Origin of the sequence: Photobacterium malacitanum (assembly GCF_900185615.1) — a bacterium.
Classification (GTDB): domain Bacteria; phylum Pseudomonadota; class Gammaproteobacteria; order Enterobacterales; family Vibrionaceae; genus Photobacterium; species Photobacterium malacitanum.
Genome location: NZ_FYAK01000003.1, coordinates 130400 through 155688, shown reverse-complemented (window position 1 = coordinate 155688; position 25289 = coordinate 130400). Strand labels below are relative to the sequence as shown.

Sequence of the window (25289 nt, the reverse complement as noted above, 5' to 3'; positions counted from 1 at the left end):
TTCTCGTCACTCGCCCCTGCTCTTGCCTAGCTTCAGCCCTTCCTCGTAACTCGCAACCTCGTCTTTTGTGGATGATGTCAGTGGGGTTTAAAACTTGTCAGTTCAACGGTAGCTCTTATCGGTGCAACCAAATTACAACGGTTATCAGTCTAGATGCCAGCAAAACAAACCCACAATTAATATATCTAAGTAAATAACTGACCAACTGTTTTCATCGGAATGAACATTCTTACACGTCCATTAATTTCACAAAGAACCTCGAACCCATATTTTACGTAGAATGACTCAGCTTGTTCAGTTAAACAATCAACAACTATGGCATAGGCTCTCATGTGAGAGTTAATTTCCCAAAGATATTCAAGAGCTTTGATTAAGCTAACTTTACCTATCCCACTTCCATGAAATTCTTTATGAACTGCAAGTTGAGCTAAAAGGAAAACAGGAACTGGATAACGCGGTAATTTTTTAGCCATCGCTTGTGGTAACGTATCACGTTTAATTGAACTTGGCGCAATACTATAAAATGAACAAATTGGATATTTTTGATTTGGTAATGGCACTGAAGCAGGCAAAACCATTGTACGGCTAATACCTGCTTGCATATGTTTAGCAGCTTGAGTTTGGATAAAATCATTTAACTCTTTTTCCCCACAGTCAAATGATGTTCTATCGTGCTGTGATTTATCCAATTCTTTGAAAGTTTTGGAATAACTCACTTAAAATCACCACTTTTAGTAAATGCAGCAGCTTCAAGTAATGCTTGATTCGGAGCTTTAGCCTCTTCACAAGCTGCCATGAATTGATCAAATACATTTGCTTCGACAGTAATGCTTTCATGTTTAGAAATTACCTGAGTAGAATCTTCATCCATTAAACGAACAACATATTCAGTCAAGCTTTTTAAACCAAGTAAAGCTGATGCTTTCTCAGCCTTAGCTTTGATTTCTTCATCCAAACGAATATCAAGTCTTGCAGTAGCCATAAAACCTCCAATTGTACGGAGCAATTCCGTCATTAATCTGAGTATAGGATTTAAACAACGAAAATGCAATTTGTACGGAGATGATACGGATTTGATTTTTAACTTTGTGAGTATAACGACTGCCATAAATAGCGAAAAACGCTGACTAAGTGCGCAGATCAAAATTTGTGTATATAGAGGCTAAGACAAAACTTAAAAGAGCAGAAATAAACAGCTCAGTATTTTGCGTTCCCTTTAGAAAAGCCAACTAATTTCAATGTAGACTTATTATTAATAAGTTAGCAGAGAAAACTTCCAGTTAGCTTTTGCGTAAGTTGTTGAAATTATAGTATTGCTGTGGTTTTCGCCCCTGCTCTTGCCTATTTACTCACAAATAATTCTTCTCAAACACCCCTTGAGGCATTTGCTTGATCTGAAAATCTATCATGTGATTAAAGGTGGTTAGCAACGGCGTAAACTTATCAGTATCGGCTTCAAACGCAGACAAGGCTAAATAGCCAGCTTCTACCGTTGATACGCCCTGATCTTTAGGCGATTTTCGAATGCGATAATTACCATTGTCGGCATTGTCTAAATTCACTAGCGGTAAATGGTGTAAGTTAGTCGCTAGCTGCCACATTTTATAGGCTTTTTTCCACGTACCATCTAATAATATAACAGTTTGTATACGTTGCTTATTTACTGTCGCTGCCACACTTGATATCGGCACAGATCCCTCACCAGGATAGACGACATACACATCACGTTCAGGCTCTGCGAGTAAGCTGTTAAGCTCATCATGTTCAGAAAAATCTTCTCCCACCCAAAGTCGGCTATTTGGTAGAGAAAGTGATAAGATTCTTGCAGTACCTATTGCACGTTTAATTTCTGATGGATGCTGTAAAATCCAAATTTCTGTTGTTGCTGTGATGTTTTCGATCCAGTGGCAAATACAGGCCTTTTTTGCCTTACCACAGTATTCACAATACCGACTCATTGAGGTTGCCTTGTCTATTCGCAATTACATTATTATCGCATTAATTATAGGAATTATTGCTCAAATCCCACCACTACAGCCACTGCTAGTATGGGATCGCCAAGCTATACTTAATGGCGAGGTATGGCGGATCCTAACAGGAAATATTACCCATACCAATTGGATTCACCTTGCTATGAATGCTGGTGCATTTACTATTATTAGCTTTATTTTTCGTGCCCACTTTACTGCTCGTCGTTATAACCTATTAATTCTTGTCCTAAGCTCTATTATTGGGCTAGGGCTGTTTGCGACTCAGATTAGCTGGTATGCCGGGTTTTCAGGCGTGTTACACGGATTATTTGCTTGGGGCGCAGTACGAGATATTCAAACTAAAACCAAAGGTGGATGGTTATTACTGTTAGGTTTAATTATTAAAATCGCCTGGGAACAATGCTTTGGTGGCTCAGCCAGCTCTGCGGAATTAATTGGTGTACAAGTGGCAACTCAAGCCCACTTAATCGGTGCTATTTCAGGGGCTATTATGGCGTTTTTTATTCCGAAAAAAAGCCATCATCTCAGCATATAAGTGATAAAAATGACGACAGCTTCACACCTGTCGTCACCGTTAACATCGCTTTATTGATAAGCTACAACTTAATCCGATTACGATTTTTATCAACTGTTGACATACCAATCCCTTTCACTTTTGCAAGATCATCAGCCGTTGCAAATTTGCCATACTTAATTCGATATTGAATGATATTTTCGGCTTTATCCGGTCCAATCCCTACCAGTAATTTATCAAGCTGCTCTGCATTAGCATCGTTAATATTAACGATAATATCCATCCCCTTATGTTGATCTGGATTAGCATAACTGAATGGCGCTAATACTAATGTGCCGGCAACAACCATGGCTTTAAACAGCTGATATTTTATAGTCATCTTCATTCCTTTTTTTATTGAAAGAAAAGAAACCATACGCAATAAAACACATATATTAATAGTCACTAAGACAATTTAAAGCCAAAAAAAAGACGAGCTGCACAGACAGCTCGTCTATTTACATTACAGTTTCAATTAATCTTTCGATGAATCTTGCATTGGGTAGCTAATCTTTGCTGATTCACGCAACGTTTTTAGTGTTGCAGCAAGATCTTCTTGAGCAAACATTTGCTCAATCTGCTGTTCAAATTGGCTATTTACTTTATCACCAGCCAACTTCATATTAACAACTTTATCCAGCGCAATGATTTCAACGTTACCGTTGTTATCACGAGCCATACCATAAGTTGCTTTACCAGCGGTTGGTTTAGGTAGACTAAATGCAACATTTGAAATATTTGCATTTGGACCAGAACGATTAATCGTTTGTTCACTAGAGAAGCTTAAGCCATCTTTAGTAACGATATCGGTTTTGCCTTTTTGTAAGTCAGCAATGATTTCATCTGCTTTAGCTTGTGCTTGCTGCTCACCTTTTTGGTTTGCAACCATCGCATCCACTTTTGCTTTAACTTCTTTAAATGGCAACACAGCTTGCGCACGAGCATCATCAACACGTACCACAATCACATGCTCTGGGCCTAACTCAATCACATCTGAGTTCATACCATCATCATGTACTTCTGGACTTTGTAATGTCTCTTGAACTTGTTTATTAGCTAACACACCTTTTTCTGCGGCTGGCGTGATGTAATCAGTGTGAACAATTTTTGCCTTCACAGCTTCAGCAGCAGCATCTAATGAATCTGGTGATTCAAACGCAACTTCTGCTAGCTTACTTTTCAGCTTATAGAACTCGTCAGCGGATTGCTGTTGTTGTAATTCAGCAACAATTTGCGCTTTTACATCAGCAAATGGCTTCACTTTTCCAGGTTTAATACCATCAAGTAAAATAATGTGGTAACCAAATGAAGATTTCACAAGGCCAGACATATCACCAGGTTTTGCAAGAGCAAATGCTTCTTTTTCAAACGCAGGATCCATCGTGCCTTTAGTGAACCATTCTAGTTTGCCGCCATCTTTAGCACTGAATGTGTCATCCGATGATTGCTTAGCAACTTCAGCAAAATTAGCACCATTTTGTAGCTTCGCAAGTAATGCTTCTGCTTTCGCTTTTGCAGCTGCGTTATCACCTGTCACTAGGATATGGCTAACTTCACGCTCTTCTGCAGTACTGAATTTAGCTTGGTGATCTTTATAGTAAGTTTCAGCTGCTTGCTCAGAAACCTTGATATCTTTGGTTAAGCTTTTACCTGATAATTCAAGGTAAGATACTTTGATTTGTGCAGGTCGAGTGAACAAGTTCGGATTTTGATCGTAAAAATCTTGTGCTTCTTGCTCTGTTACTTTTACTTTCTTAGTAAAATCAGCAAGGTTTAGCGTTAATGTACGAACAACACGTTGTTGTGACTCAAGTTTACGCAACTCATCGGCTTCATCACTCAAGACAAAATCACTGCCTTGTAATGCTGATAAGAACTGTTGACGTAGCATGTCTTTACGGATCGTTTCTGCAAACTGATCAGGTGTAAAGCCAGCACGACGTAATGCCATGTTGTATTGCTCGTTATTAAATACGCCATCAACAGCAAACGCAGGCATCGCTAGAATTTCTTGCTTAACTTGTGCATCACTAACACTAAGACCAAGCTTATCCGCACGCTGTTGAATCAGTTCATCATTGACCATACGATCTAATACACTTTGACGGAATTGCTTCACATAAGCAGGATCGCTCATCAAAGTTGAAAAGTAATCGCCCATACGCTGTTGCATACGGTTACGTTCATTTTGGTAAACTTGCTCAAACTGACGTTGGCTAATCTCTTTACCGTTAATCTTTGCTGCAACTTGCTCATTACCACTCGCCAGATAACTGCCGACGCCAGCAAATACAAAAGATAAAATAATTAGGCTTAGAATAATCTTAACCCAGATGCTGTTAGCGCCTTCGCGCAATCGCTCCATCATAATCTGCCGTCTCTCCTACTGTTCGATCTGGCTCGGTTTCGAACTACTATCAAATTTATGCACAATGCTAACGGCATCACCATGATGACCGCACCATACTATTTACTACATGTTATATAACAACAACTGAATAGCTACAGCTATATATCAATAAGCTAAGTCTTAATTAAGCTAGTCTTATCAATATAGATAACCTGTGACTGATAAGCCACATGCAGCACTGATAATTGTTACATAAACGCAATTAAACAACCCTCAAATGCATACCTTACTCAGTATGCGGCATTAAGGGCTATTGATTAGGCTTATTATAAGTAAAAAAAGCGCATCAACCGATGCGCCTTTATCGTACCGAATAAGTATACTCTTTCCGGTAGCAATTTTTAAGCCATGAAAACATGACAAAACACGGGCTTGCACCCATTGTTTTTAGTTTACAGAATCTTTAAGCGCTTTACCTGGTTTGAAACCAGGTACTTTTGCAGCTGCAATTTGAATTTCTGCACCTGTTTGTGGATTACGGCCAGTACGTGCTGCACGCTCACGCACAGAGAAAGTACCAAAACCAACTAATGCAACCGAATCGCCTTGTTTTAGAGTTTCTGTCACTGTTTCAATCAATGCATCAAGAGCACGGCCTGCAGATGCTTTAGAAATATCAGCACTTTCTGCGATTTTATCAACTAGTTGAGTTTTGTTCACAATTAGATCCTCTTAATGAACCTTGATCACTACGCACTGTTTATTAGATAGTCGCGTTATCGTAATCAAATAGAAAAATATTCGTAGTTTGAGAGCCGACTATAAATGGCTATCAAAACTTAAAATTAGTTCGCATAACGCGGATTAGATGTACCTTATAGCCACACAAAAAAACGCTGACAAGGTTTTTAACCCTGAAAGCGTTTTTTCTTTAACTAATTTTGCTATAGGTCACTATTTCGTGCATTGACTAACTCAATGCCTGCTGGATTATTCTGCAATGCTATTGTTAGCACTTCATCAATCCAACGTACTGGGCGTACTTCCAAATCAGCAATGACATTTTCTGGAATTTCTTCTAAATCACGTTCATTTTCTTTTGGAATTAACACCGTTTTAATACCACCACGGTGCGCCGCTAATAGTTTCTCTTTTAAACCACCGATCGGTAATACTTCACCACGTAATGTGATTTCACCCGTCATAGCAACATCAGCACGTACTGGGTTACCCGTTAAGCTAGAAACAAGCGCAGTACACATCGCGATACCCGCACTTGGACCATCTTTTGGTGTTGCACCTTCAGGCACGTGAACATGAATATCGCGTTTTTCGTAAAAATCGCTCGCAATACCTAAACGCTCAGCGCGACTACGTACCACTGTCATTGCTGCCTGAATAGACTCTTGCATCACATCGCCCAAAGAGCCTGTGTAGGTTAGTTTACCTTTGCCTGGCATCGATTCAGTTTCGATAGTTAATAAATCACCACCGACTTCTGTCCATGCAAGACCCGTTACTTGACCAACACGGTTGCTTTCATCAGCTTTACCGTAATCGCAACGCTGCACACCTAAGTAATCTTTTAGATTATCTTGGTTAATCGAAACGTGCTTAATGTCTTTGTTCAATAAAATTTCTTTCACTGCTTTACGGCATAGTTTTGAAATTTCACGCTCAAGACTACGTACACCCGCTTCACGAGTGTAGTAACGAATAATGCCAATCAGTGCTGAATCTTCAATTGTCAGCTCACTAGGCTTTAATCCATTACGCTGAATTTGCTTCTCAAGTAAGTGATTTTTAGCAATATTTAGCTTTTCGTCTTCGGTGTAACCAGAAAGACGGATCACTTCCATACGATCAAGCAATGGTCCTGGAATGTTCATCGAGTTCGAAGTCGCCACAAACATTACATCAGATAAGTCATAATCAACTTCAAGGTAATGATCGTTAAACGAACTGTTTTGCTCAGGATCTAACACTTCTAGTAATGCCGATGCTGGATCACCGCGCATATCAGAAGACATTTTGTCAATTTCATCTAATAGGAATAGTGGGTTTTTCACTTCCACTTTTGCCATTTTCTGAATTAACTTACCCGGCATAGAACCAATGTATGTACGACGGTGACCACGGATTTCCGCTTCATCACGTACACCACCTAATGCCATACGCACGTACTTACGTCCGGTTGCAGCTGCAATAGATTGACCTAACGAGGTTTTACCTACACCAGGAGGTCCGACAAGACAAAGGATTGGACCTTTAAGCTTGTTAACACGGCTTTGCACTGCGAGATATTCAAGAATACGTTCTTTAACTCGCTCTAAGCCGTAATGATCGGCGTTAAGAATTTCTTCTGCTTTAGCAAGATTCTTCTTCACTTTAGAACGCTTATGCCAAGGCACGCTTAACATCCAATCGATGTAACCACGTACAACAGTCGCTTCAGCAGACATCGGTGACATCATCTTTAGCTTTTGCAGTTCTTGTTCTGTTTTTTCACGCGCTTCAGCTGGCATCTTTGATGCTTCAATCTTAAGCTTTAACGCTTCAAATTCATCTGGTGCATCGTCAAGCTCACCCAATTCTTTCTGGATAGCTTTCATTTGTTCGTTTAGGTAATACTCGCGCTGAGATTTTTCCATCTGCTTTTTAACGCGTCCGCGAATGCGTTTTTCAACTTGCAGTAAATCAATCTCAGACTCCATCATTGCCATCAAGAACTCTAAACGCTCCGTGATATCAACAATCTCAAGTACTTTTTGCTTATCCGCTAATTTCAGAGGCATATGCGCTGCGATAGTATCAGCCAGACGCGCTGCATCATCAATGCCATTTAGGGATGTTAAGACTTCAGGTGGAATCTTCTTGTTAAGCTTGATAAAGCCTTCAAACTGGCTAATTGCCGTTCGAACTAAAACTTCTTGCTCACGCTCATCCATTGCTGGCGTAACCAAAAATTCAGCATTGGCTGTAAAAAACTCTTCGTCAACAAGCTCTTCCACTTTGGCACGTTGCTGGCCTTCAACCAACACTTTTACCGTACCATCAGGAAGCTTTAATAGTTGAAGAATGGTGGCAACAGTACCAACATCATAAAGATCAGTGATCGACGGTTCATCTGTGGCAGCTTCTTTTTGAGCAACCAGCAGAATCTGTTTATTGTTTTCCATTGCCGACTCAAGGCAACGAATAGATTTTTCCCGGCCCACAAACAATGGAATAACCATATGAGGGTATACCACTACATCTCGTAGAGGTAGAACCGGGATCTCAAGGCGCTCAGAACGCTCCAGGTTCATATTCTTCTCTCTTCCTGTCTATACTAATCGTATTAAATAACATAACTGGATACAGCTTAGTTACTTAATACGATTAGAGTTAGCTTATATTGAGTATATGGGGGTAATACATCAAGTTTCAATGTATGAAATGTCAGAAAATAAAAAAGGAGGCAAAAGCCTCCTTTTTTTAAGCTTTTATGTGCAGATATTAAGCACTTACTCAGCAATTACTCAGCACTTGCTGCTTCTTGTGTTTCTGTATTTTCGAAAATCAGTAGTGGTTCTGATTCACCGCGAATTACAGACTCATCAATAACAACTTTACTGATACCTTCTAGAGACGGAAGCTCATACATGGTATCAAGTAGCACTGCTTCAACGATAGAACGTAGGCCACGAGCACCTGTTTTACGATCCATTGCTTTTTTAGCAATCGCAATCAGGGCATCATCACGGAATTCAAGTTCAACGTTTTCAAGCGCTAACAATGCTGCATACTGTTTAGTAAGAGCATTCTTAGGCTCACGTAGAATTTGAACTAACGCGTCTTGGTCTAATTCGCCAAGCGTTGCTGTAACAGGTAGACGACCGATGAATTCAGGGATTAAACCGTATTTCACCAAATCTTCTGGTTCAACTTTCTTAAACAAATCACTTAGTGTATCTGTTTGGTCTTTTGAACGTACATCAGCCGCAAAACCGATGCCAGTACCTGTTGCTACACGTTGCTCAACCACTTTATCTAGGCCTGCAAACGCACCACCACAGATAAATAGGATCTTAGAAGTATCAACTTGTAAGAATTCTTGTTGAGGATGCTTACGGCCACCTTGCGGCGGAACAGAAGCAACTGTACCTTCGATTAGCTTCAACAATGCTTGCTGAACGCCTTCACCAGATACATCACGTGTGATTGATGGATTATCTGACTTACGAGAGATCTTATCGATCTCATCGATGTAAACAATGCCACGCTCAGCTTTAGCTACGTCGTAATCACATTTTTGTAGCAGCTTTTGAATGATGTTTTCAACGTCTTCACCAACATAACCAGCTTCAGTTAATGTTGTTGCATCAGCCATTGTAAACGGTACATCAAGCATACGCGCTAATGTCTCTGCTAATAATGTTTTACCACTACCAGTAGGACCGATAAGTAGGATGTTACTCTTACCTAATTCAACGCCATCACTATTTTTGTCGCCATTACGTAGACGCTTATAGTGATTGTATACAGCAACAGCCAACACTTTTTTAGCATGTGATTGACCGATGACATAATCATCTAAGTTGTTACGAATTTGTTGTGGTGTCGGCAGCTCGTCGCTATCGCTTTTCGTCATCACTTCTTTGATTTCTTCGCGAATAATGTCGTTGCATAAATCAACGCACTCATCACAAATATAAACAGAAGGACCAGCAATTAGCTTGCGAACTTCATGCTGACTTTTGCCACAGAAAGAGCAATAAAGTAGTTTGCTACTACTTCCCTCTTTTCGTTTGTCTGTCATTCGCTAACCTCTTTATTGGGGTATCCCATCATTGTCTTGTCTTGAGTGTATAACAAGTCGACTTATTTTGCTTTACTAAACCCGCATCGCGAATTGCAAAATAAAACTGGCTTAGTCACGCTTACTCAATACAGCATCAACAAGGCCGTACTCTACTGCCTGATCTGCAGACATAAAGTTATCACGGTCAGTATCACGCTCAACAATTTCTAATGGTTGACCAGTATGTTCTGCCAATAGTCCATTTAAACGTTGTTTAATCGTTAGGATTTCTTGTGCATGGATTTGAATATCCGATGCTTGGCCTTGGAAACCACCAAGTGGTTGGTGGATCATAACGCGTGAGTTAGGTAGACAGTAACGTTTACCCTTAGCACCGCCAGCCAATAGGAAAGCACCCATAGAACATGCTTGACCCATACATACTGTACTTACATTTGGTTTAATAAATTGCATGGTGTCATAAATTGACATACCAGCAGTTACTGAGCCGCCTGGAGAATTAATGTAAAGGAAGATATCTTTGTCTGGGTTCTCTGACTCCAAAAATAGCAGTTGGGCTACAACTAAGTTAGCCATATGATCTTCAACCTGACCGGTTAGGAAAATCACACGCTCTTTTAGGAGACGGGAATAAATATCGTAAGAACGCTCACCACGAGAAGTCTGCTCGACCACCATCGGTACCAGCGCATCCATAATCGGTGACATGCCGTTTTGTGCTTGGTAGCTCATAATCTTATTTCCCTAAAATAAATGGCCCGAATGAAAGTATTCACACGGACCATTGTTAGCAGAAGACTTGAGACAATGTCAAATCTCTACAGCAATTTCAGTAAATTAAGCAGCAGGATTCATTAGATCGTTGAAGCTAACTTCTTTATCTGAAACCTGAGCTTTAGCTAGAAGTGCATCAATTGCTTGCTCTTCTAGAGCAACGTTGCGCATATTGTTCATTAGCTGCTCGTTGCTTTCGTAGTATTTAACTACTTCAGTTGGATCTTCGTATGCAGATGCCATTTCAGCGATGATTGCAGTTACGCGATCTTCGTCTGCTTTTAGCTCTTCTGCTTTAATTACTTCACCAACTAGTAGGCCAACAACTACGCGACGCTTAGCTTGCTCTTCGAACAATTCACGTGGTAGTTCAGGCATGTTCTTAGCATCGCCGCCAAAACGTTGTGCAGCTTGCTTACGTAGTGCTTCGATTTCTTGATCGATAAGCGCTGTAGGTACTGTGATGTCGTTTTGCTCAACAAGACCGTTAAGAACTTGATCTTTAATACGACCTTTAACAGCTTGCTTAAGCTCACGCTCCATGTTCTTACGAACTTCAGTCTTAAGACCTTCAACAGAACCGTCTTCAACACCAAACTTAGCAACGAATTCTTCAGTTAGCTCAGGTAGTTGTTGTGCTTCTACTTTATGAAGAGTGATAGCAAATGCTGCAGACTTACCTTTTAGGTTTTCTGCGTGGTATTCTTCAGGGAAAGTCACTTCTACAGTAAACTCGTCACCTGCTTTATGACCTACAACACCTTCTTCAAAACCAGGGATCATACGACCTTGGCCCATAGCAAGTGCGAAACCTTCAGCTTTACCGCCGTCGAATTCTTCGCCATCGATAGTACCAACGAAATCGATAGTTACACGGCTATCTGCATCAGCTGCTGCTTCAACTTCAGTCCAAGTAGCTTGTTGCTTACGTAGAGTATCTAGCATACCGTCAACGTCAGCGTCAGTTACAGTTACTACTGGCTTTTCAACAACAACTTTGTCTAGACCAACTAGTTCGATTTCTGGGAAAACTTCAAAAGAAGCTTTAAACACTAAATCTTTACCTTCAGCAATTTCTACTGGAGTGAAAGTTGGTGCGCCAGCTGGGTTGATCTGCTCTTTAACGATAGCTTCGATAAAGTGACGGTGCATTACTTCACCTAGGATGTCTTGACGTACAGAAGCGCCGAACATCTTAGCAACCATCTTCATTGGTGCTTTACCTGGGCGGAAACCGTCAAAACGACGAGTTTTAGCAATCTTACGTAGTTCAGCAGCAACAGCATCTTCGATGTTTGCAGCAGGAACTGTAATAGTTAGGTGGCGTTCTAGACCTTCAGTAGTTTCAACAGTAACTTGCATTATATTTAACCTCAAAACTTAACTCAGTGTTTCTGAGTAATGTTGCCGAACAGCCATTTACTGACGGTGGCATCCTTTCGTGTTACAGCTCGAAAACCATAACGCCTAAATTCTTTCTTAAAGATTCTGAGAGTAGATCGCCTACTTCTCAGAGCGCGCTATTATAACGACACCTTTAGGTGACGTCGAGGTAGATACCTTATTAACGCGAACGATCTCTCTGACTGCTTTACAAGATAGGGGCTAGAATTATCATTTCAAGGGGAAAAATGAAAAAAATCGCATTTTAACGGTTTTTTGTGGTTCAAATGTTGGAAAAACGAGCTAATAAGACAAATTTTAACAGCCGCTAATGAGAAAAATTGGCTTGAATAATTGGGGTGTAGAATTAGAAAAAAGATTGAAGTAAGAGGATAATATCAAGAAGTAAAGAGAAGATGGTACGCCCTGCAGGATTCGAACCTGCGACCACATCCTTAGAAGGGACGTGCTCTATCCAGCTGAGCTAAGGGCGCATCATTGTGTAACATGACATTACGAGGCAGGATTATACGTAGCTATCATATAAGGTCAATCTCTTTGCTTCATTTTTCATACTTAAAACAACTGACTGGTTAAAGATACAACAAAAAAAACATGATTGAAGATATTTTGAGAAGAAACAATCGCTCACAGCAACGAGTTAGCTGCATGTTTATCACTCTTTTTCAATTACTAATCACAGCTTCAACACTTAAATCAGAGTGATAGCAAAATATAAAATCAAATAGCAAACGTTTGCGTGATAGTAATTCCATTTATAATCTGCCACAATATTGACGTTGATACGTTCAACCAACACAACAAGGATCACCATGAGCGCTCAAATTATTGATGGGAAAATTATCTCCCAAACTGTACGACAGGAAGTTGCCGCTAGAGTAAAAGCACGCACCGATGCCGGATTACGCGCACCGGGATTAGCGGTTGTTCTCGTAGGTCAGGATCCAGCCTCACAGATCTACGTTGGTAGTAAGCGCAAAGCCTGTGAAGAAGTCGGGTTTATTTCAAAATCATTTGATCTACCAAGCACGGCTACTGAGCAACAATTACTCGATTTAATTGATGAGCTTAATCAAGATCCAACCATGGATGGTATTTTAGTACAATTACCATTACCCGCAGGTATGGACACCACCCGTATTCTTGAACGCATCGATCCTGAAAAAGATGTCGATGGTTTTCACCCTTACAATGTCGGCCGCCTTAGTCAGCGTATTCCTAAATTACGTTCTTGCACGCCTAAAGGCATTATTACACTGCTCGAACGCTATAATATTGAAGTACGTGGCAAACATGCCGTTATTGTGGGCGCATCGAATATTGTCGGACGGCCAATGACACTTGAGTTGTTATTAGCAGGTGCAACCACAACGACTTGTCATCGTTTCACACAAGATCTTGAAGGTCATGTCCGTCAAGCGGATATTCTTGTGGTCGCCGTTGGCAAAGCTAATTTTATTCCTGGTAACTGGATAAAAGCTGGTGCAACAGTGATTGATGTCGGTATTAACCGTCTTGAAAATGGTAAGTTATGCGGAGATGTAGAATTTGATGTTGCTTGCCAACACGCCAAACATATCACACCGGTGCCGGGTGGTGTTGGGCCAATGACTGTAGCGAGCCTGATTGAAAACACTTTACTAGCCTGTGAACAATATCATTCAGCCTAAGTAAACACCTCTGACATGAAGCGACACTGTTATTAAACACAAAAAGCGAGTATTGAAGTACTCGCTTTTTTATTAACTTATGCTTTTTTGTTGATGAGATCCGTATTCTCTACACTAACTTTAACTTGTTTACCTAATAAGTTTATCAGCATAAATGATCGCTTCTCACCATCAGCTTCCTGATAAATCGCATCAAGGCCTTTAAATTTCCCTTGCTGCAAAATCAGTTTATCGCCTTGCTGTGGTAAAGATTCAAACATATGATCATGTGAACCATTATCTTCATTTAGCATTAAATTATAAATAAGTTCTTCACTTACGATCTGTGGCATTGCTCCTTGTCGAATAAAGTCTGCAACACCACGTGTTGAACGCACTGTTGTAAAACTTAATTTTTCAGGATCAAAGCTCACAAAAATGTAACTTGGAAATAGCGGCTCATAACACTCACAACGTTTACCACGCACAATTTTTTCAACAACAACTTGTGGGTAATAACATTCAGCCCCTTGACGATCAAGATTGATCACTGCGCGTTCTTGCTCACTACGCTTACAATAAAGTAGATACCAATCTTTCATCATCAACCTCAATTAAATCCTAACTTAAAACAGTATATACAAATCAATACTAATTATCATCTTCGCCACAACAGCCCAGCTTTGATTAATATTGAGATTATATTCTATGGTAATAGGTCAATGTAATATGATTGACCAATATCCCTTCGCTAAATTTGTAACATATATGAATATTCTCACATGGTGATATAACCACCCAATATAATACGAAAAAACAATATAAAACCCTAAATACGAACAATCAAATAGTGTAAGATATAGATAATGGTAATGGAATTTGATTTTTCATAATTGATCGATATATGTACAATTGCTTAATTATCATATGGTTATAATGTTTTATCATTGTTTTCTAAATGTAAAAACTTGCAGTCAAATATATTGTGCTTTATAAACCTACATGAATGAGCAAACACACTAATTAAAATAAAATAGAGAATCTTATGAGTCATAATAGTAGTGGTACCCTTCTGGGCCACCCAAAAGGCTTGTTCCTTTTATTTGGAACAGAGCTATGGGAACGCTTTTCTTATTACGCGATGCGCGCCATCTTGGTTTTATATTTAACAGATAAAACCATTAACGGCGGCCTTGGCTGGACCACAGAAGAAGCACTTAACTTATACGGTATCTACACTGGCTTAGTTTATTTTACTCCTCTTATTGGTGGTTGGATTGCCGACAACATTTTAGGTCAACGTCGCTCAATAATTATTGGTGGTGTATTAATGGCCATTGGCCAATTTACACTGGCTTTACCTCACAGCGTGGTTGATCCCCATGCCGTTACTGCTTTCTATATTGGTTTAGCCTTCCTTATTGTTGGTAATGGCTTATTTAAGCCAAACATTTCAACCATGGTTGGTGATTTATACCCTGAAGGCGATAACCGTCGTGATGGCGCATTTACGATTTTCTATATGGGTATTAACATCGGCTCGCTACTAGCGGGTGTTATAGCTGGTACCGCATCTGCTGTTTACGGTTGGAAAGCAGGCTTCTTATGCGCTGGTGTTGGCATGTTAATGAGTCTATTAATTCAAGTTTTCTTCGCTCAACGTTACTTAGGTGATATCGGTACTGTACCTGCCGCGGTGCGTGATGCAGAAAAAAATGCCAGTGGTAAAAAAGAGCCACTGACTAAAATTGAGCGTGACCGCTTAAAAGTAATTTTAGTGATGTGTACGTTTGTAATCGTATTCTGGGCAGGCTTTGAACAAGCTGGCGGCCTGATGAATATTTACTCTCAAGAATATACCAACCGTATGATTGGCGATTTTGAAGTACCTGCTGCATGGTTCCAATCATTAAACCCATTCTTTATTATTATCTGCGCACCTATCTTAGCGGCACTTTGGGTTCGTATGGGTAAGAGTGAGCCAAACTCACCGGTTAAATTTGCATTAGCAATGTTCTCTCTTGCACTAGGCTTTGCTTGCATGATCGGTGCGGCACTAGAGCAAAACGGTGATGTAACCGTTAAAACATCAATGATGTGGCTAGTTGGTGCTTATTTCTTCCATACCATTGGTGAGCTGTGTCTATCACCAATTGGCTTATCAATGGTAACTAAATTAGCACCACTACGTTTAGCATCATTGATGATGGGTGCATGGTTTGGCGCCAATGCGATTGCAAACTACGTTGCAGGTGTTATCGGTGCAAGTATCGGTGAAGCTGGTCCATTAGCTATCTTCTCTGGTATTGCTATTACTGCCGTGATTGCGGGCGTATTATTACTATTATTCTCAAACAAACTGATTTCGTGGATGCATGGTGCTGAAGGCGCTGCGGATAACGACGATAATCAACCTAAACCACAAACAGCAAATGCATAGTGGTTTAAAGTGATTAATAGCAAATAAAAAAGGGATGCTACGGCATCCCTTTTCAATTTAAAATATTACTTAATTCATGTTACCGTTTCAAAGTTAACACTAAAATTAGCATGCTGAATATCGCTCAATGATAATCGACCACCACTATCAGACATCGGTAAAATCACTAGCGGATTATTGCAAGCTTCATTACCCAGCCACTCACCTGCTGTAATAGTCGCGCACTGCTCGCCCACTTGTAATTGACCACCGATACCTGCCGCAATCAGCTGAAGCTGCTTTTCAGCAAGATTAAATACGCCAAATAAACCTTTCACAGGTGTGGCATAACCTGAATACTTCAATCCTAATTCTATTTGCGACACTAAGTGTTGGACACTGCTTAAATAATTACCTTGGCGACGTAAACAATCATTAAAACACGCTCTGATTAATAATGCCGTTGCCGTGCTATTTTCACCACCAGAGCTGGTATCAACCATATAAAATGCTAGTTGGCCATCAATGAGCCAAATATAATCAAAAATAACCGGTGACATCTCTGCTGATTGCAATGCTCGATAGCTGAGTTTCCAACGTCCATGGTGAGATTGCAGATTAGGCATTAACCCCATTAACAACTCACGTGCAGCTTGAGGATTATTTTTAAGCTCAGATATATGCCATTGCAACTCTTCTTCAACCAATCCAGCATCATCACCATCGACTAACCACCGCTGCGAAAAATCTTGTTGCTGTTGCTTAGCGCTGTCTTGCATTTTGAGCACCGATGCAATAGCTGATTTAAGCGTCATGATATTGTCAATCGGTTTAATCAGAAAATCTTTAACCCCAAGCCGAAGTGCCTGAGCAACATCTGTCATATTGCCAGTACCAGAAATAACAATCACTGGAATCATTGGATACTGCAATGCTACCTCTTCCACAAACTCCATACCTGTCATCACTGGCATCGCCAGATCACACAACAATAAATCTGGAATATTGTCTTTGAGGGCTTTTAGTCCAACCAAGCCATCTTCCGCCTCTCTCACCACACAACCTTGACTCTTTAAAAAGCCAACAATCATAGTTCGAAAAACAGGATCATCTTCTACGATAAGTACAGTTTTCCCTTTTAGCAAAAGTCTCTCCTTTTTCATGACTACGTCTATGAGTGTATAAGCTAACATCAGCAATACCAACTTTGGACCACTAAAGTTGGTAGTAGCAACAAAATTTATTTCTGTGATATCACTTAACATGAACAAATAAGCACAATAAATAACTATTTTTAGGCAATATCAAAAAATATGTTCTATAAATATAACGGCTTTAAACTTCAACAAACCCCCACCCTGAGCGGCTTTCAATCAATTTGAATAAGGGTTAACATATTTTTATTAAAAACACCCAACAAAAAGAGATAATTGTGACTCATTTTGTTATACAATTACCCATTATCAGTTTTCACAAATGACTTTGATATGAAACTTGACGATCTAAACCTTTTCCGCATGGTTGTGGAAAATGGCAGTTATACTGCCGCATCACGCAAAACACAGGTACCCGTCGCGACGCTGACACGCCGTATTCAAGCACTTGAAGAAGGCCTTAACATTCGCCTTTTGAATCGTCATGCTCGTAAACTGTCACTGACTGAAGCCGGTCAGAAGTTTTATCATGATTGTGCCCCATTGCTACAACAGCTACTTGATACCACTGAGCACATCAGTGAAGAGTGTAAAGGCGCTGCTGGTAAATTGCGTATTGCCGCACCAACGAATATTACTAAGGTAATGTTACAACCGTTGTTAAACGCATTTATGCAAGAACACCCAGCGATTAGCATTCAACTGTACATGAGCAATGAACCCGATCAACTTGATCCAACGGATTGGGATGTAATGTTCCGTGTTGGTCCTCAACGCGATTCAACGCTTATTGCACGTCGTATTAACGAAGTAAAAGATATTTTGGTCGCAAGCCCTGAGTATCTAAAGAAAAACCCAGAACCTAAGCATGCTCAAGATCTTCATGAACATACGCTTTTAAAAGGTAATCCACTTTTACGCTGGCGTTTAACTAACCAAAATGGCGAGACTGTTACTATTAACGAACGTGCACGTTTTGAAGCAAGTGAGCTTAATGTTGTTCGTAAAGCATGCAGTGCTGGGCTTGGTATTACATTGATGCCTAACGTAATGTTAGAAAAGTACATTGCAGCAGGAGAAGTTGTACAAGTACTTAAAAATTGGTCGGCTAACCCGCGTGACGTATATTTAATTTATAACCACCGTGATTACCAACCAGAAAAACTACGTCTATTTATTGACTTTGCAAGCCATTACTTTGATCTTGAAAAGCACTAATTAGCCACACTTAAAACCTGAGAAAAATGCCGCCAAATTAATTAGGAGCGGCATTTTCATTTTTTGTGCCATGCTCTCCCCCCCCTCCGCACTCTCATCACTCACATCCACCTTAAGTAACCTCTCAAAAAATCCTGAACGTCGCCAACAAAAAAGCGACAGGCAAAAACCTATCGCTTTAATCATTATTTAGTCAATTGACGCAATTACAATTACATTCCTTCGTTATACAACTCAAGGTTAGCTAAATCTTGCTGTAGCTCAGCTTGTAATTTTGAATCTTCATTACGCAGCGCATCGAGATAATCAAGGTATTGTTGGTCAACATCACCGGTGACATAACTGCCATTAAACACAGAAGTTTCAAACAATGTAATATCAGGGTTACCTTCTGCAACGGCTGCCACTAAGTCATTCAGATCTTGGAAAATAAGACCATCAGCACCAATTAACTGGCTAATTTCATCAACTTCACGGCCATGGGCAATTAATTCATTAGCGCTTGGCATATCAATACCATACACATTTGGAAAGCGAACTTCTGGTGCCGCTGAAGCTAGGTACACTTTTTTGGCGCCAGCATCACGTGCCATCTCAATGATTTGTTCAGAAGTAGTGCCACGAACAATAGAGTCATCGACCAACAGGACATTTTTATCTTTAAATTCAGAGCGGATAGCATTGAGTTTACGACGCACAGATTTACGACGCATCTGCTGACCCGGCATGATAAAAGTACGCCCAACATAGCGGTTTTTCACAAATCCTTGCCGATACGGCTTATTCAATGTTCGAGCAATTTCAAGCGCACTATCACATGAGGTTTCAGGAATCGGGATCACCACATCAATATCAACACCACTCCACTCACGCTTGATCTTTTCACCGAGTTTAGTGCCCATCGCTAAACGCGCACCATACACCGAGACTTTATCAATAAATGAATCTGGACGAGCAAAATATACAAATTCAAACACACATGGGTTTAGCTGTGGATTAGAAGCACATTGTTGAGTGAAAAGCTCACCCTCAAAGTTAATATAAACCGCTTCACCTGGTGATACATCACGCATAAAATCAAATCCAACCGCATCCAATGCAACCGATTCTGATGCAACCATGTATTCAATCTTGCCGTTTTCTTCACGCTTACCTAAACACAATGGACGAATGCCATTAGGATCACGAAAAGCAATCAGTCCGTGACCTATAACCAAAGCCACGACTGCATAAGCACCTTTTACAATGTTATGTACTTCACTAACGGCTTTAAAAATATCGTTGGGGCTAATAGGGTAAGTTTGGCTATGTGCTAATTGATTAGCTAACACATTGAGTAGAATTTCTGAATCTGAAGTAGTGTTTACATGACGTTTTGTTTGTTCAAACAAGGTGTCTCGAATATCAGCCGCATTGGTTAAATTACCATTGTGTGCTAAAGAAATACCATAAGGCGAGTTAACATAAAACGGCTGAGCTTCTGAAACACTAGAGCTACCTGCCGTCGGGTAACGAACATGTCCAATACCCACACTACCCTGTAAGCGCTGCATATGTTTAGCTTCAAAGACATCACGTACTAAACCATTCGCTTTACGCAGACGGAAACGATTGCTTTCTAAGGTACAAATACCAGCAGCATCTTGGCCGCGATGCTGTAACACTGTTAGTGCATCATAGATAGACTGGTTTACCGGGGTTGAGCCCACGATTCCAACAATACCACACATTTCCTAAGTCCTCGTCCTGCATAAAATAACAGTCGCTAACACTACTATTAAAAATAATAACGTTAGCAACCGCAGTTAATCTTGCACTATTTAATGCTATGTAAAAAACTAGAGCTCTCTTTGATGTACTCAAAGAACCATTCTATTACTGCACCAAATTGAGGTATCAATTCAGATTTTTTCCACCACTCTGAGCTTGATAAACCCGTAAAGGTGTCAATAAAGAACAACACCGCAGCCACAATAAGTACGCCACGAACTGCACCAAAAACAACCCCTAAAACACGATCTGTACCAGACAAACCGGTCTTCTGCACTAATTGACCGATAACGTAGTTTACCACTGCGCCAACAATCAATGTCGCCACAAACAACACCGCAATTGCACTGCCGTTACGCAGCATCTTGTCATGGAAGTTGGTAAAATAAACCGCCAACTCCGTATAAAAGTTACTCGCGACGAAAAACGCGGTAAACCAAATCACTAATGATAGTGCTTCTTTAACAAAACCACGGACCAAACTCACCATTGCTGAGAAGCAGATCACGCCCAGTATTACATAATCAATCCAGATCATTTTTGTTCTTGCTCGTTTTGTTGATAGCTATTCTAACAGAAAAAATGCTCACGCAAACGTTTACCTAAGGATTTATTGCATCAAATCGGTTCAATTTACCGTTTAAGCCAGTAATTTTTTTCAATTCTGCAATTTGTCCCGCGAGCTTCGCTTTTGATACATCAGGGCCGACAACAACCTTAACTAACTGGCCAGGTTTAGCATTACGAGGAATTAATTGAGCTTGATACCCATTTAAGCGTAATTTTGCAATCAAACCATTCGCATTATCGAAATTACCAAAAGTACCCATTTTAATCACCCACGCAGTACTTGTTGTTACTGGCTCTGATTTTTTAACGACAGGTTTTGGTACGCTTGGTTTCACTATTGGTTTAGCAACAACTGGTTTTGCTACCACAGGCTGTGGTTTCGCCGCCGTGTTAGTCGTTGCAGTGTGATCATTTTCGATAGTAAACGTTTCATCATTAGTCGATGTTGACGCTTGCTGCGCTGTTGTTGCTGTTACCGGCTGTTTCGGTAACACGACATCAGCATTTTCAGGTTCAGGAATCGTTTTTGCTTCACTCTGCCCACCCATTTTTGGTTGTAACGGAATACTCGCAAACTCTTCTTTATAATGCTCTTTCTTACCATCGAAAAAATCTGGTAGAAAAATCACCCCTATCGCAACCAAAATAATGGTGCCGATTAGTCGGTTTTGAAATTGACTTGCCACAATGACTCCTGTTGATATCTAAAACGAAAACTCGGCATGCACAATATGCTCTCTTTACGTTCTACAGTTTTAAATGTGAGGTTATTTGGCCAACAGTGTAAAACGAGCCAAACACGATTACCACATCGTCTGGGGCTGCTTGTGTTAAGGCTTGGTCAAAAGCTGACACCGGACTATCAAAACCTAGACAACCTGTCGGTAAATGCACCAAGATCTCTTCAGCAGCAGCAGCACGAGGGCCTTGCAGCGAAGCTGGATACCAATAATCAACGCTATCACGCAGAGTCGCAATCGTTGCGGCAATATCTTTATCATGCAACATTGCCACTACAGCATGGATTTTATTTTTACCTTCTTGGGCTTTGATTTTAGCCAATTGGGTCGCAAAATATTGTGCTGAATGGGGATTATGTGCGACATCCATAATAATCAATGGTTGCTCACTCACTCGTTGCATGCGTCCTGGTAAACGGGCATTACGTAAACCTTCGACAATATTTTGATCGCTAATATCTAAATCCGTCACTGACAATGCCATCAATGCTGTCGCCGCATTAGGTAAGGGCAGACTTGGTAATGGCAAATCGGTCAGAGAAAATGCACCAGCTTGCCAATGCCAACAATCAGCTTGTTGCTGGTAATCAAATTGATAGCCTACTTGATATAATTCAGCGCCAATATCGTCAGCATGTGCAGGTACGGTTGCAGGCGGATGTGGTTGACCACAAATAGCCGGTTTACCACTACGGAAAATACCGGCTTTCTCATAACCAATCACATCGATGTTATCGCCTAACCAATCAACATGATCTATTGCTAAGCTGGTGATCACACATACATCATGATCAACGATATTGGTGGCATCTAAACGACCGCCTAAACCGACCTCCAATACCACCACATCAACCTGATGTTGTTTAAATAACGTCAGTGCCGCTAGCGTACCAAATTCAAATAAACTTAAACTGGTGTCGCCACGTGCCGCTTCTACGCTCGCAAATGCTTGGCTATGTTCACTATCAGCTAATTCTTGGTTGTTAATCCGCACTCGTTCGTTATAACGCACTAAATGAGGAGAACTATACACGCCAACCTTGTAACCAGCCGCGAGCAAAATCGCTTCTAGCATGGCACAAGTTGATCCTTTGCCATTGGTTCCAGCAACAGTGATCACACACGGTGCAGGCTTAATTAAATCTGCGTTTTCCGCTACCTTTCGAACCCTATCAAGCCCGAGATCAATAGCACTAGTATGAAGTTGCTCAAGATATTTCAGCCATGTTGAAAGCGCGGCTGTCGCTTGCGGAGAGGTCAATCCTGACATTAAGAATCATTCACTTGTAGTAACGAACTGAATCATTAATTTACCATTGAATGGCTAATAACTTAATCATCAACCACAATAAATTAGTGATTCGCTCTAGAAAACAAAAATGCCACGCTAATTGAGTTAATTAGGGTGGCATTTATTAACATTAATTGCAGTGGCTACCAAGGGTAACGCGCACTCAATTAAATATATTATGATTAATCTTACTGCTCTGGTGCCGATTGTGGCGCTACTGGCTTACTATCAACAGCGACCACCAATGGTGATTGTTGATTAGTCATTTTAGCCATTAGACCAGCAATACGCTGACGCATTTCACGACGATCAACAATCATGTCAATCGCACCGTGTTCAAGCAAGAACTCACTACGCTGGAAGCCTTCTGGTAGCTTTTCGCGTACTGTTTGTTCAATAACACGTTGACCAGCAAAACCAATCAATGCTTTAGGCTCACCAATATTAATATCACCTAACATCGCCAGTGATGCCGATACACCACCCATCGTTGGATCGGTTAATACAGAGAAGAACGGCAGACCTTTCGCAGATAAACGCTCTAAAGCGGCACTGGTTTTCGCCATTTGCATCAGTGACATTAATGCTTCTTGCATACGCGCACCACCACTGGCAGAAAAACATACCAATGGACAGTTGTTTTCAATTGCAGCGTCAACTGCACGTACAAACTTAGCACCAACAACTGAACCCATTGAGCCGCCCATAAATGAGAATTCAAAGGCACAGGCAACAACAGGTAGACCTAATAATTCACCACTCATAGCAACTAAAGCGTCTTTCTCGCCAGTGGCTTTTTGGGCTGCATATAAACGATCTTTGTATTTCTTAGAGTCACGGAATTTAAGCTTATCTTGTGGCTCAAGTTCCGTTGCGATTTCAACTTGCGTATCTGCATCAAGAAATGTTTCAAGACGACGACGCGCTTTCATACGCATGTGGTGGTCACATTTAGGACAAACTTCAAGATTGCGTTCGAGATCTGCGTGATACAATACCTGATCACAAGACGTACATTTCGTCCAGACACCCTCAGGAATAGATACTTTACGCGAAGATACGATGTTACTTTTAGTTAGAATCTTTTCAAGCCAGCTCATGAATGACCTTTCTTTTTTATTCTTCCGCCATAGACCGAAGAGACAAATTCATTAAATATTATTTAAGATTAAAACATAATCTTATTAATCTGTAGATAAAAAACTGGTATTACCTTTGTAAGGCATCATGGTATTTTTAAGTAAAAACACCACTACACATCAAAAACAGTCATAATCGAGACTAATAAGCTGTCTATGTTTCACCTATTGTAAATAAATGACTTATAAAAATATTGGACCAAGTACTGAACGCGGTAAATTGTGCTCAGCAGGATAATCAACATCAACCAAATACAGACCGGTAGGCTTTGCTGTCGGACCTGCAACACGGCGATCTTTCTGCTCTAGTACCCACTTGATCCAATCCGGTTGTTTTTCACCTTTACCGACTTTAATTAAACTACCGGTGATATTACGGACCATATGGTGAACAAAGGCATTAGCTTTAATATCAATCACCACAAAGTCGCCTTTACGCGTCACGGTTAAATGCTCAATGCGACGCCACGGACTACGTGACTGGCATTGGGTAGCACGAAATGAAGTGTAATCATACTCACCGATTAAATACTGAGCCGCCTCATGCATTTTTTGTTCATCAAGATGACCATGATAATGGCTAACACCGTGCTGAAAAATAGCCGGACGCACGGCATGATTATAAATCACATAACGGTAGCGACGCGCAGTAGCTGAAAAACGGGCATGAAAATCGTCACTGACTTCATGTGCCCAACGCACGGCAATATCTTTAGGTAGATAGGCATTAACCCCCATCGTCCATGCTGCCATTTTACGCTCAGTATCGACATCGAAGTGTACCACTTGCCCCGTACCATGCACTCCAGTATCGGTACGTCCTGCACAAAAAACAGCAATGGGTTGATTGGCAATATGTGATAGCGCTTTTTCTAAACGTTCTTGCACACTATCTACATCTACTTGGCGTTGCCAACCACAATATTTAGCACCATCGTACTCGATACCTAACGCTATTCGCATAATCTCACTTCGACTTAATTTAGCATAAATACACAGGCGATATTGTTTTAGCGCCTGCTCAAAACAGAGTGGGAAGTATAGGGGATGGCGCTACAAAGGGGAAGAGCAGGGATTTTGAGGGGCGAGGAAAAGCAGTAGCGAGTCTCGAGATTATTAGTGCCGAGACAGCCTAATATCCGTGATCTAATCAAGGCGTGCTTGAGCCTTAAAGAAGCCAGTGGATACAATAGCCCCACAACACGCGAATAGTAGATTCCCTATCTCGTTCGTAACCTCACTGTAGGGAATTACGGGGTTAGGGCTTGGCACTCACTGTAGACATTACGGAGTGAGGCTTAGCACTCACTTAGCCTAATATCCGTCATCTCGGAAGTTGAGGCACGAAACTATCCGTGATCTACTAAACGCGTGATCGAGCTTAAAAGAAGCCAGTGGATTCAATGACTCTACGACACGCGGAGAGTAGATTCCCTATCTCGTTCGTAACCTCACTGTAGGGA

The 25289-nt window shown here is 40.7% G+C and carries 22 protein-coding genes and 1 tRNA gene; 4 read left to right on the top strand and 19 right to left on the bottom strand.

Annotated features, from left to right (window positions below; all coding sequences use genetic code 11):
• Positions 1–185: 185 nt before the first annotated feature.
• The 3 genes from PMAL9190_RS10105 to PMAL9190_RS10095 all read right to left on the bottom strand — a co-directional run bounded on the left by PMAL9190_RS10105 (position 186) and on the right by PMAL9190_RS10095 (position 1958).
• Positions 186–716, bottom strand: coding sequence for a GNAT family N-acetyltransferase (locus PMAL9190_RS10105; RefSeq protein ID WP_087845086.1), 531 nt, complete (start codon positions 714–716; stop codon positions 186–188).
• Positions 713–982, bottom strand: coding sequence for a type II toxin-antitoxin system TacA family antitoxin (locus tag PMAL9190_RS10100; protein WP_060997300.1), 270 nt, complete (start codon positions 980–982; stop codon positions 713–715). Before PMAL9190_RS10100 ends, PMAL9190_RS10105 begins: the two co-directional genes overlap by 4 nt.
• Positions 983–1349: 367 nt before the next feature.
• Positions 1350–1958: a tRNA-uridine aminocarboxypropyltransferase gene (locus tag PMAL9190_RS10095; RefSeq protein ID WP_087845085.1), complete on the bottom strand. Its 609-nt coding sequence runs from the start codon at positions 1956–1958 to the stop codon at positions 1350–1352.
• A 10-nt stretch (positions 1959–1968) separates the two neighbouring features.
• Here PMAL9190_RS10095 and rrtA point away from each other — a divergent pair, with 10 nt between their 5' ends.
• A complete protein-coding gene (gene rrtA / locus PMAL9190_RS10090; RefSeq protein ID WP_235004340.1) occupies positions 1969–2526 on the top strand; it encodes a rhombosortase in 558 nt (185 codons plus the stop codon).
• Positions 2527–2587: 61 nt separating this feature from the next.
• Here the strand turns inward: rrtA and PMAL9190_RS10085 are convergent, their stop codons facing one another.
• The 8 genes from PMAL9190_RS10085 to PMAL9190_RS10050 form a co-directional block, all read right to left on the bottom strand.
• Positions 2588–2884, bottom strand: coding sequence for a ComEA family DNA-binding protein (locus tag PMAL9190_RS10085; protein ID WP_087845084.1), 297 nt, complete (start codon positions 2882–2884; stop codon positions 2588–2590).
• A 135-nt stretch (positions 2885–3019) separates the two neighbouring features.
• Positions 3020–4912, bottom strand: a complete 1893-nt coding sequence (ppiD, locus tag PMAL9190_RS10080) for a peptidylprolyl isomerase (protein WP_087845083.1) — start codon at positions 4910–4912, stop codon at positions 3020–3022.
• A 429-nt stretch (positions 4913–5341) separates the two neighbouring features.
• Positions 5342–5614 (bottom strand): nucleoid-associated protein HU-beta, encoded by a 273-nt coding sequence (gene hupB / locus PMAL9190_RS10075; protein ID WP_060997303.1) that lies wholly within the window; start codon positions 5612–5614, stop codon positions 5342–5344.
• A 224-nt stretch (positions 5615–5838) separates the two neighbouring features.
• On the bottom strand, positions 5839–8202 hold the full coding sequence (gene lon / locus PMAL9190_RS10070) for an endopeptidase La (protein WP_087845082.1): 2364 nt from the start codon (positions 8200–8202) through the stop codon (positions 5839–5841).
• A 209-nt stretch (positions 8203–8411) separates the two neighbouring features.
• Complete coding sequence (gene clpX, locus PMAL9190_RS10065; protein ID WP_087845081.1) at positions 8412–9695, bottom strand: ATP-dependent protease ATP-binding subunit ClpX; 1284 nt, start codon at positions 9693–9695, stop codon at positions 8412–8414.
• Positions 9696–9806: 111 nt separating this feature from the next.
• Positions 9807–10430, bottom strand: coding sequence for an ATP-dependent Clp endopeptidase proteolytic subunit ClpP (gene clpP / locus PMAL9190_RS10060; RefSeq protein WP_036793692.1), 624 nt, complete (start codon positions 10428–10430; stop codon positions 9807–9809).
• A 105-nt stretch (positions 10431–10535) separates the two neighbouring features.
• On the bottom strand, positions 10536–11834 hold the full coding sequence (gene tig / locus PMAL9190_RS10055; RefSeq protein ID WP_087845080.1) for a trigger factor: 1299 nt from the start codon (positions 11832–11834) through the stop codon (positions 10536–10538).
• Between the two features lie 438 nt (positions 11835–12272).
• Positions 12273–12349, bottom strand: a tRNA-Arg gene (locus PMAL9190_RS10050).
• Positions 12350–12688: 339 nt separating this feature from the next.
• On the opposite strand from PMAL9190_RS10050, the gene folD reads away from it, so the two are divergent.
• Positions 12689–13546: a bifunctional methylenetetrahydrofolate dehydrogenase/methenyltetrahydrofolate cyclohydrolase FolD gene (gene folD, locus PMAL9190_RS10045; protein WP_087845079.1), complete on the top strand. Its 858-nt coding sequence runs from the start codon at positions 12689–12691 to the stop codon at positions 13544–13546.
• Between the two features lie 77 nt (positions 13547–13623).
• Here folD and rfaH read toward each other — a convergent pair whose 3' ends face one another.
• Complete coding sequence (rfaH, locus tag PMAL9190_RS10040; protein ID WP_087845078.1) at positions 13624–14127, bottom strand: transcription/translation regulatory transformer protein RfaH; 504 nt, start codon at positions 14125–14127, stop codon at positions 13624–13626.
• Positions 14128–14570: 443 nt separating this feature from the next.
• Between rfaH and PMAL9190_RS10035 the strand changes: the two genes are divergently transcribed.
• On the top strand, positions 14571–15965 hold the full coding sequence (locus PMAL9190_RS10035; protein WP_087845077.1) for a peptide MFS transporter: 1395 nt from the start codon (positions 14571–14573) through the stop codon (positions 15963–15965).
• 74 nt (positions 15966–16039) lie between these two features.
• Here PMAL9190_RS10035 and PMAL9190_RS10030 read toward each other — a convergent pair whose 3' ends face one another.
• Positions 16040–17089 (bottom strand): response regulator, encoded by a 1050-nt coding sequence (locus PMAL9190_RS10030; protein ID WP_087845076.1) that lies wholly within the window; start codon positions 17087–17089, stop codon positions 16040–16042.
• A 342-nt stretch (positions 17090–17431) separates the two neighbouring features.
• On the opposite strand from PMAL9190_RS10030, the gene PMAL9190_RS10025 reads away from it, so the two are divergent.
• Complete coding sequence (locus PMAL9190_RS10025; RefSeq protein ID WP_087845075.1) at positions 17432–18316, top strand: LysR family transcriptional regulator; 885 nt, start codon at positions 17432–17434, stop codon at positions 18314–18316.
• 212 nt (positions 18317–18528) lie between these two features.
• Here the strand turns inward: PMAL9190_RS10025 and purF are convergent, their stop codons facing one another.
• From purF to truA, 6 genes are all read right to left on the bottom strand, one after another.
• Positions 18529–20046, bottom strand: a complete 1518-nt coding sequence (purF, locus tag PMAL9190_RS10015) for an amidophosphoribosyltransferase (RefSeq protein WP_087845073.1) — start codon at positions 20044–20046, stop codon at positions 18529–18531.
• 86 nt (positions 20047–20132) lie between these two features.
• Positions 20133–20624 carry a colicin V production protein gene (gene cvpA, locus PMAL9190_RS10010; RefSeq protein ID WP_065168098.1) on the bottom strand — a complete coding sequence of 164 codons (492 nt, stop codon included), beginning with the start codon at positions 20622–20624 and terminating at the stop codon, positions 20133–20135.
• A gap of 64 nt (positions 20625–20688) precedes the next feature.
• Positions 20689–21342 carry a cell division protein DedD gene (dedD, locus tag PMAL9190_RS10005; RefSeq protein ID WP_087845072.1) on the bottom strand — a complete coding sequence of 218 codons (654 nt, stop codon included), beginning with the start codon at positions 21340–21342 and terminating at the stop codon, positions 20689–20691.
• Positions 21343–21403: 61 nt separating this feature from the next.
• On the bottom strand, positions 21404–22666 hold the full coding sequence (folC, locus tag PMAL9190_RS10000; RefSeq protein ID WP_087845071.1) for a bifunctional tetrahydrofolate synthase/dihydrofolate synthase: 1263 nt from the start codon (positions 22664–22666) through the stop codon (positions 21404–21406).
• 209 nt (positions 22667–22875) lie between these two features.
• Positions 22876–23787, bottom strand: coding sequence for an acetyl-CoA carboxylase, carboxyltransferase subunit beta (accD, locus tag PMAL9190_RS09995; protein ID WP_087845070.1), 912 nt, complete (start codon positions 23785–23787; stop codon positions 22876–22878).
• A 222-nt stretch (positions 23788–24009) separates the two neighbouring features.
• Positions 24010–24789 carry a tRNA pseudouridine(38-40) synthase TruA gene (truA, locus tag PMAL9190_RS09990; protein ID WP_087845069.1) on the bottom strand — a complete coding sequence of 260 codons (780 nt, stop codon included), beginning with the start codon at positions 24787–24789 and terminating at the stop codon, positions 24010–24012.
• Positions 24790–25289 lie beyond the last annotated feature (500 nt).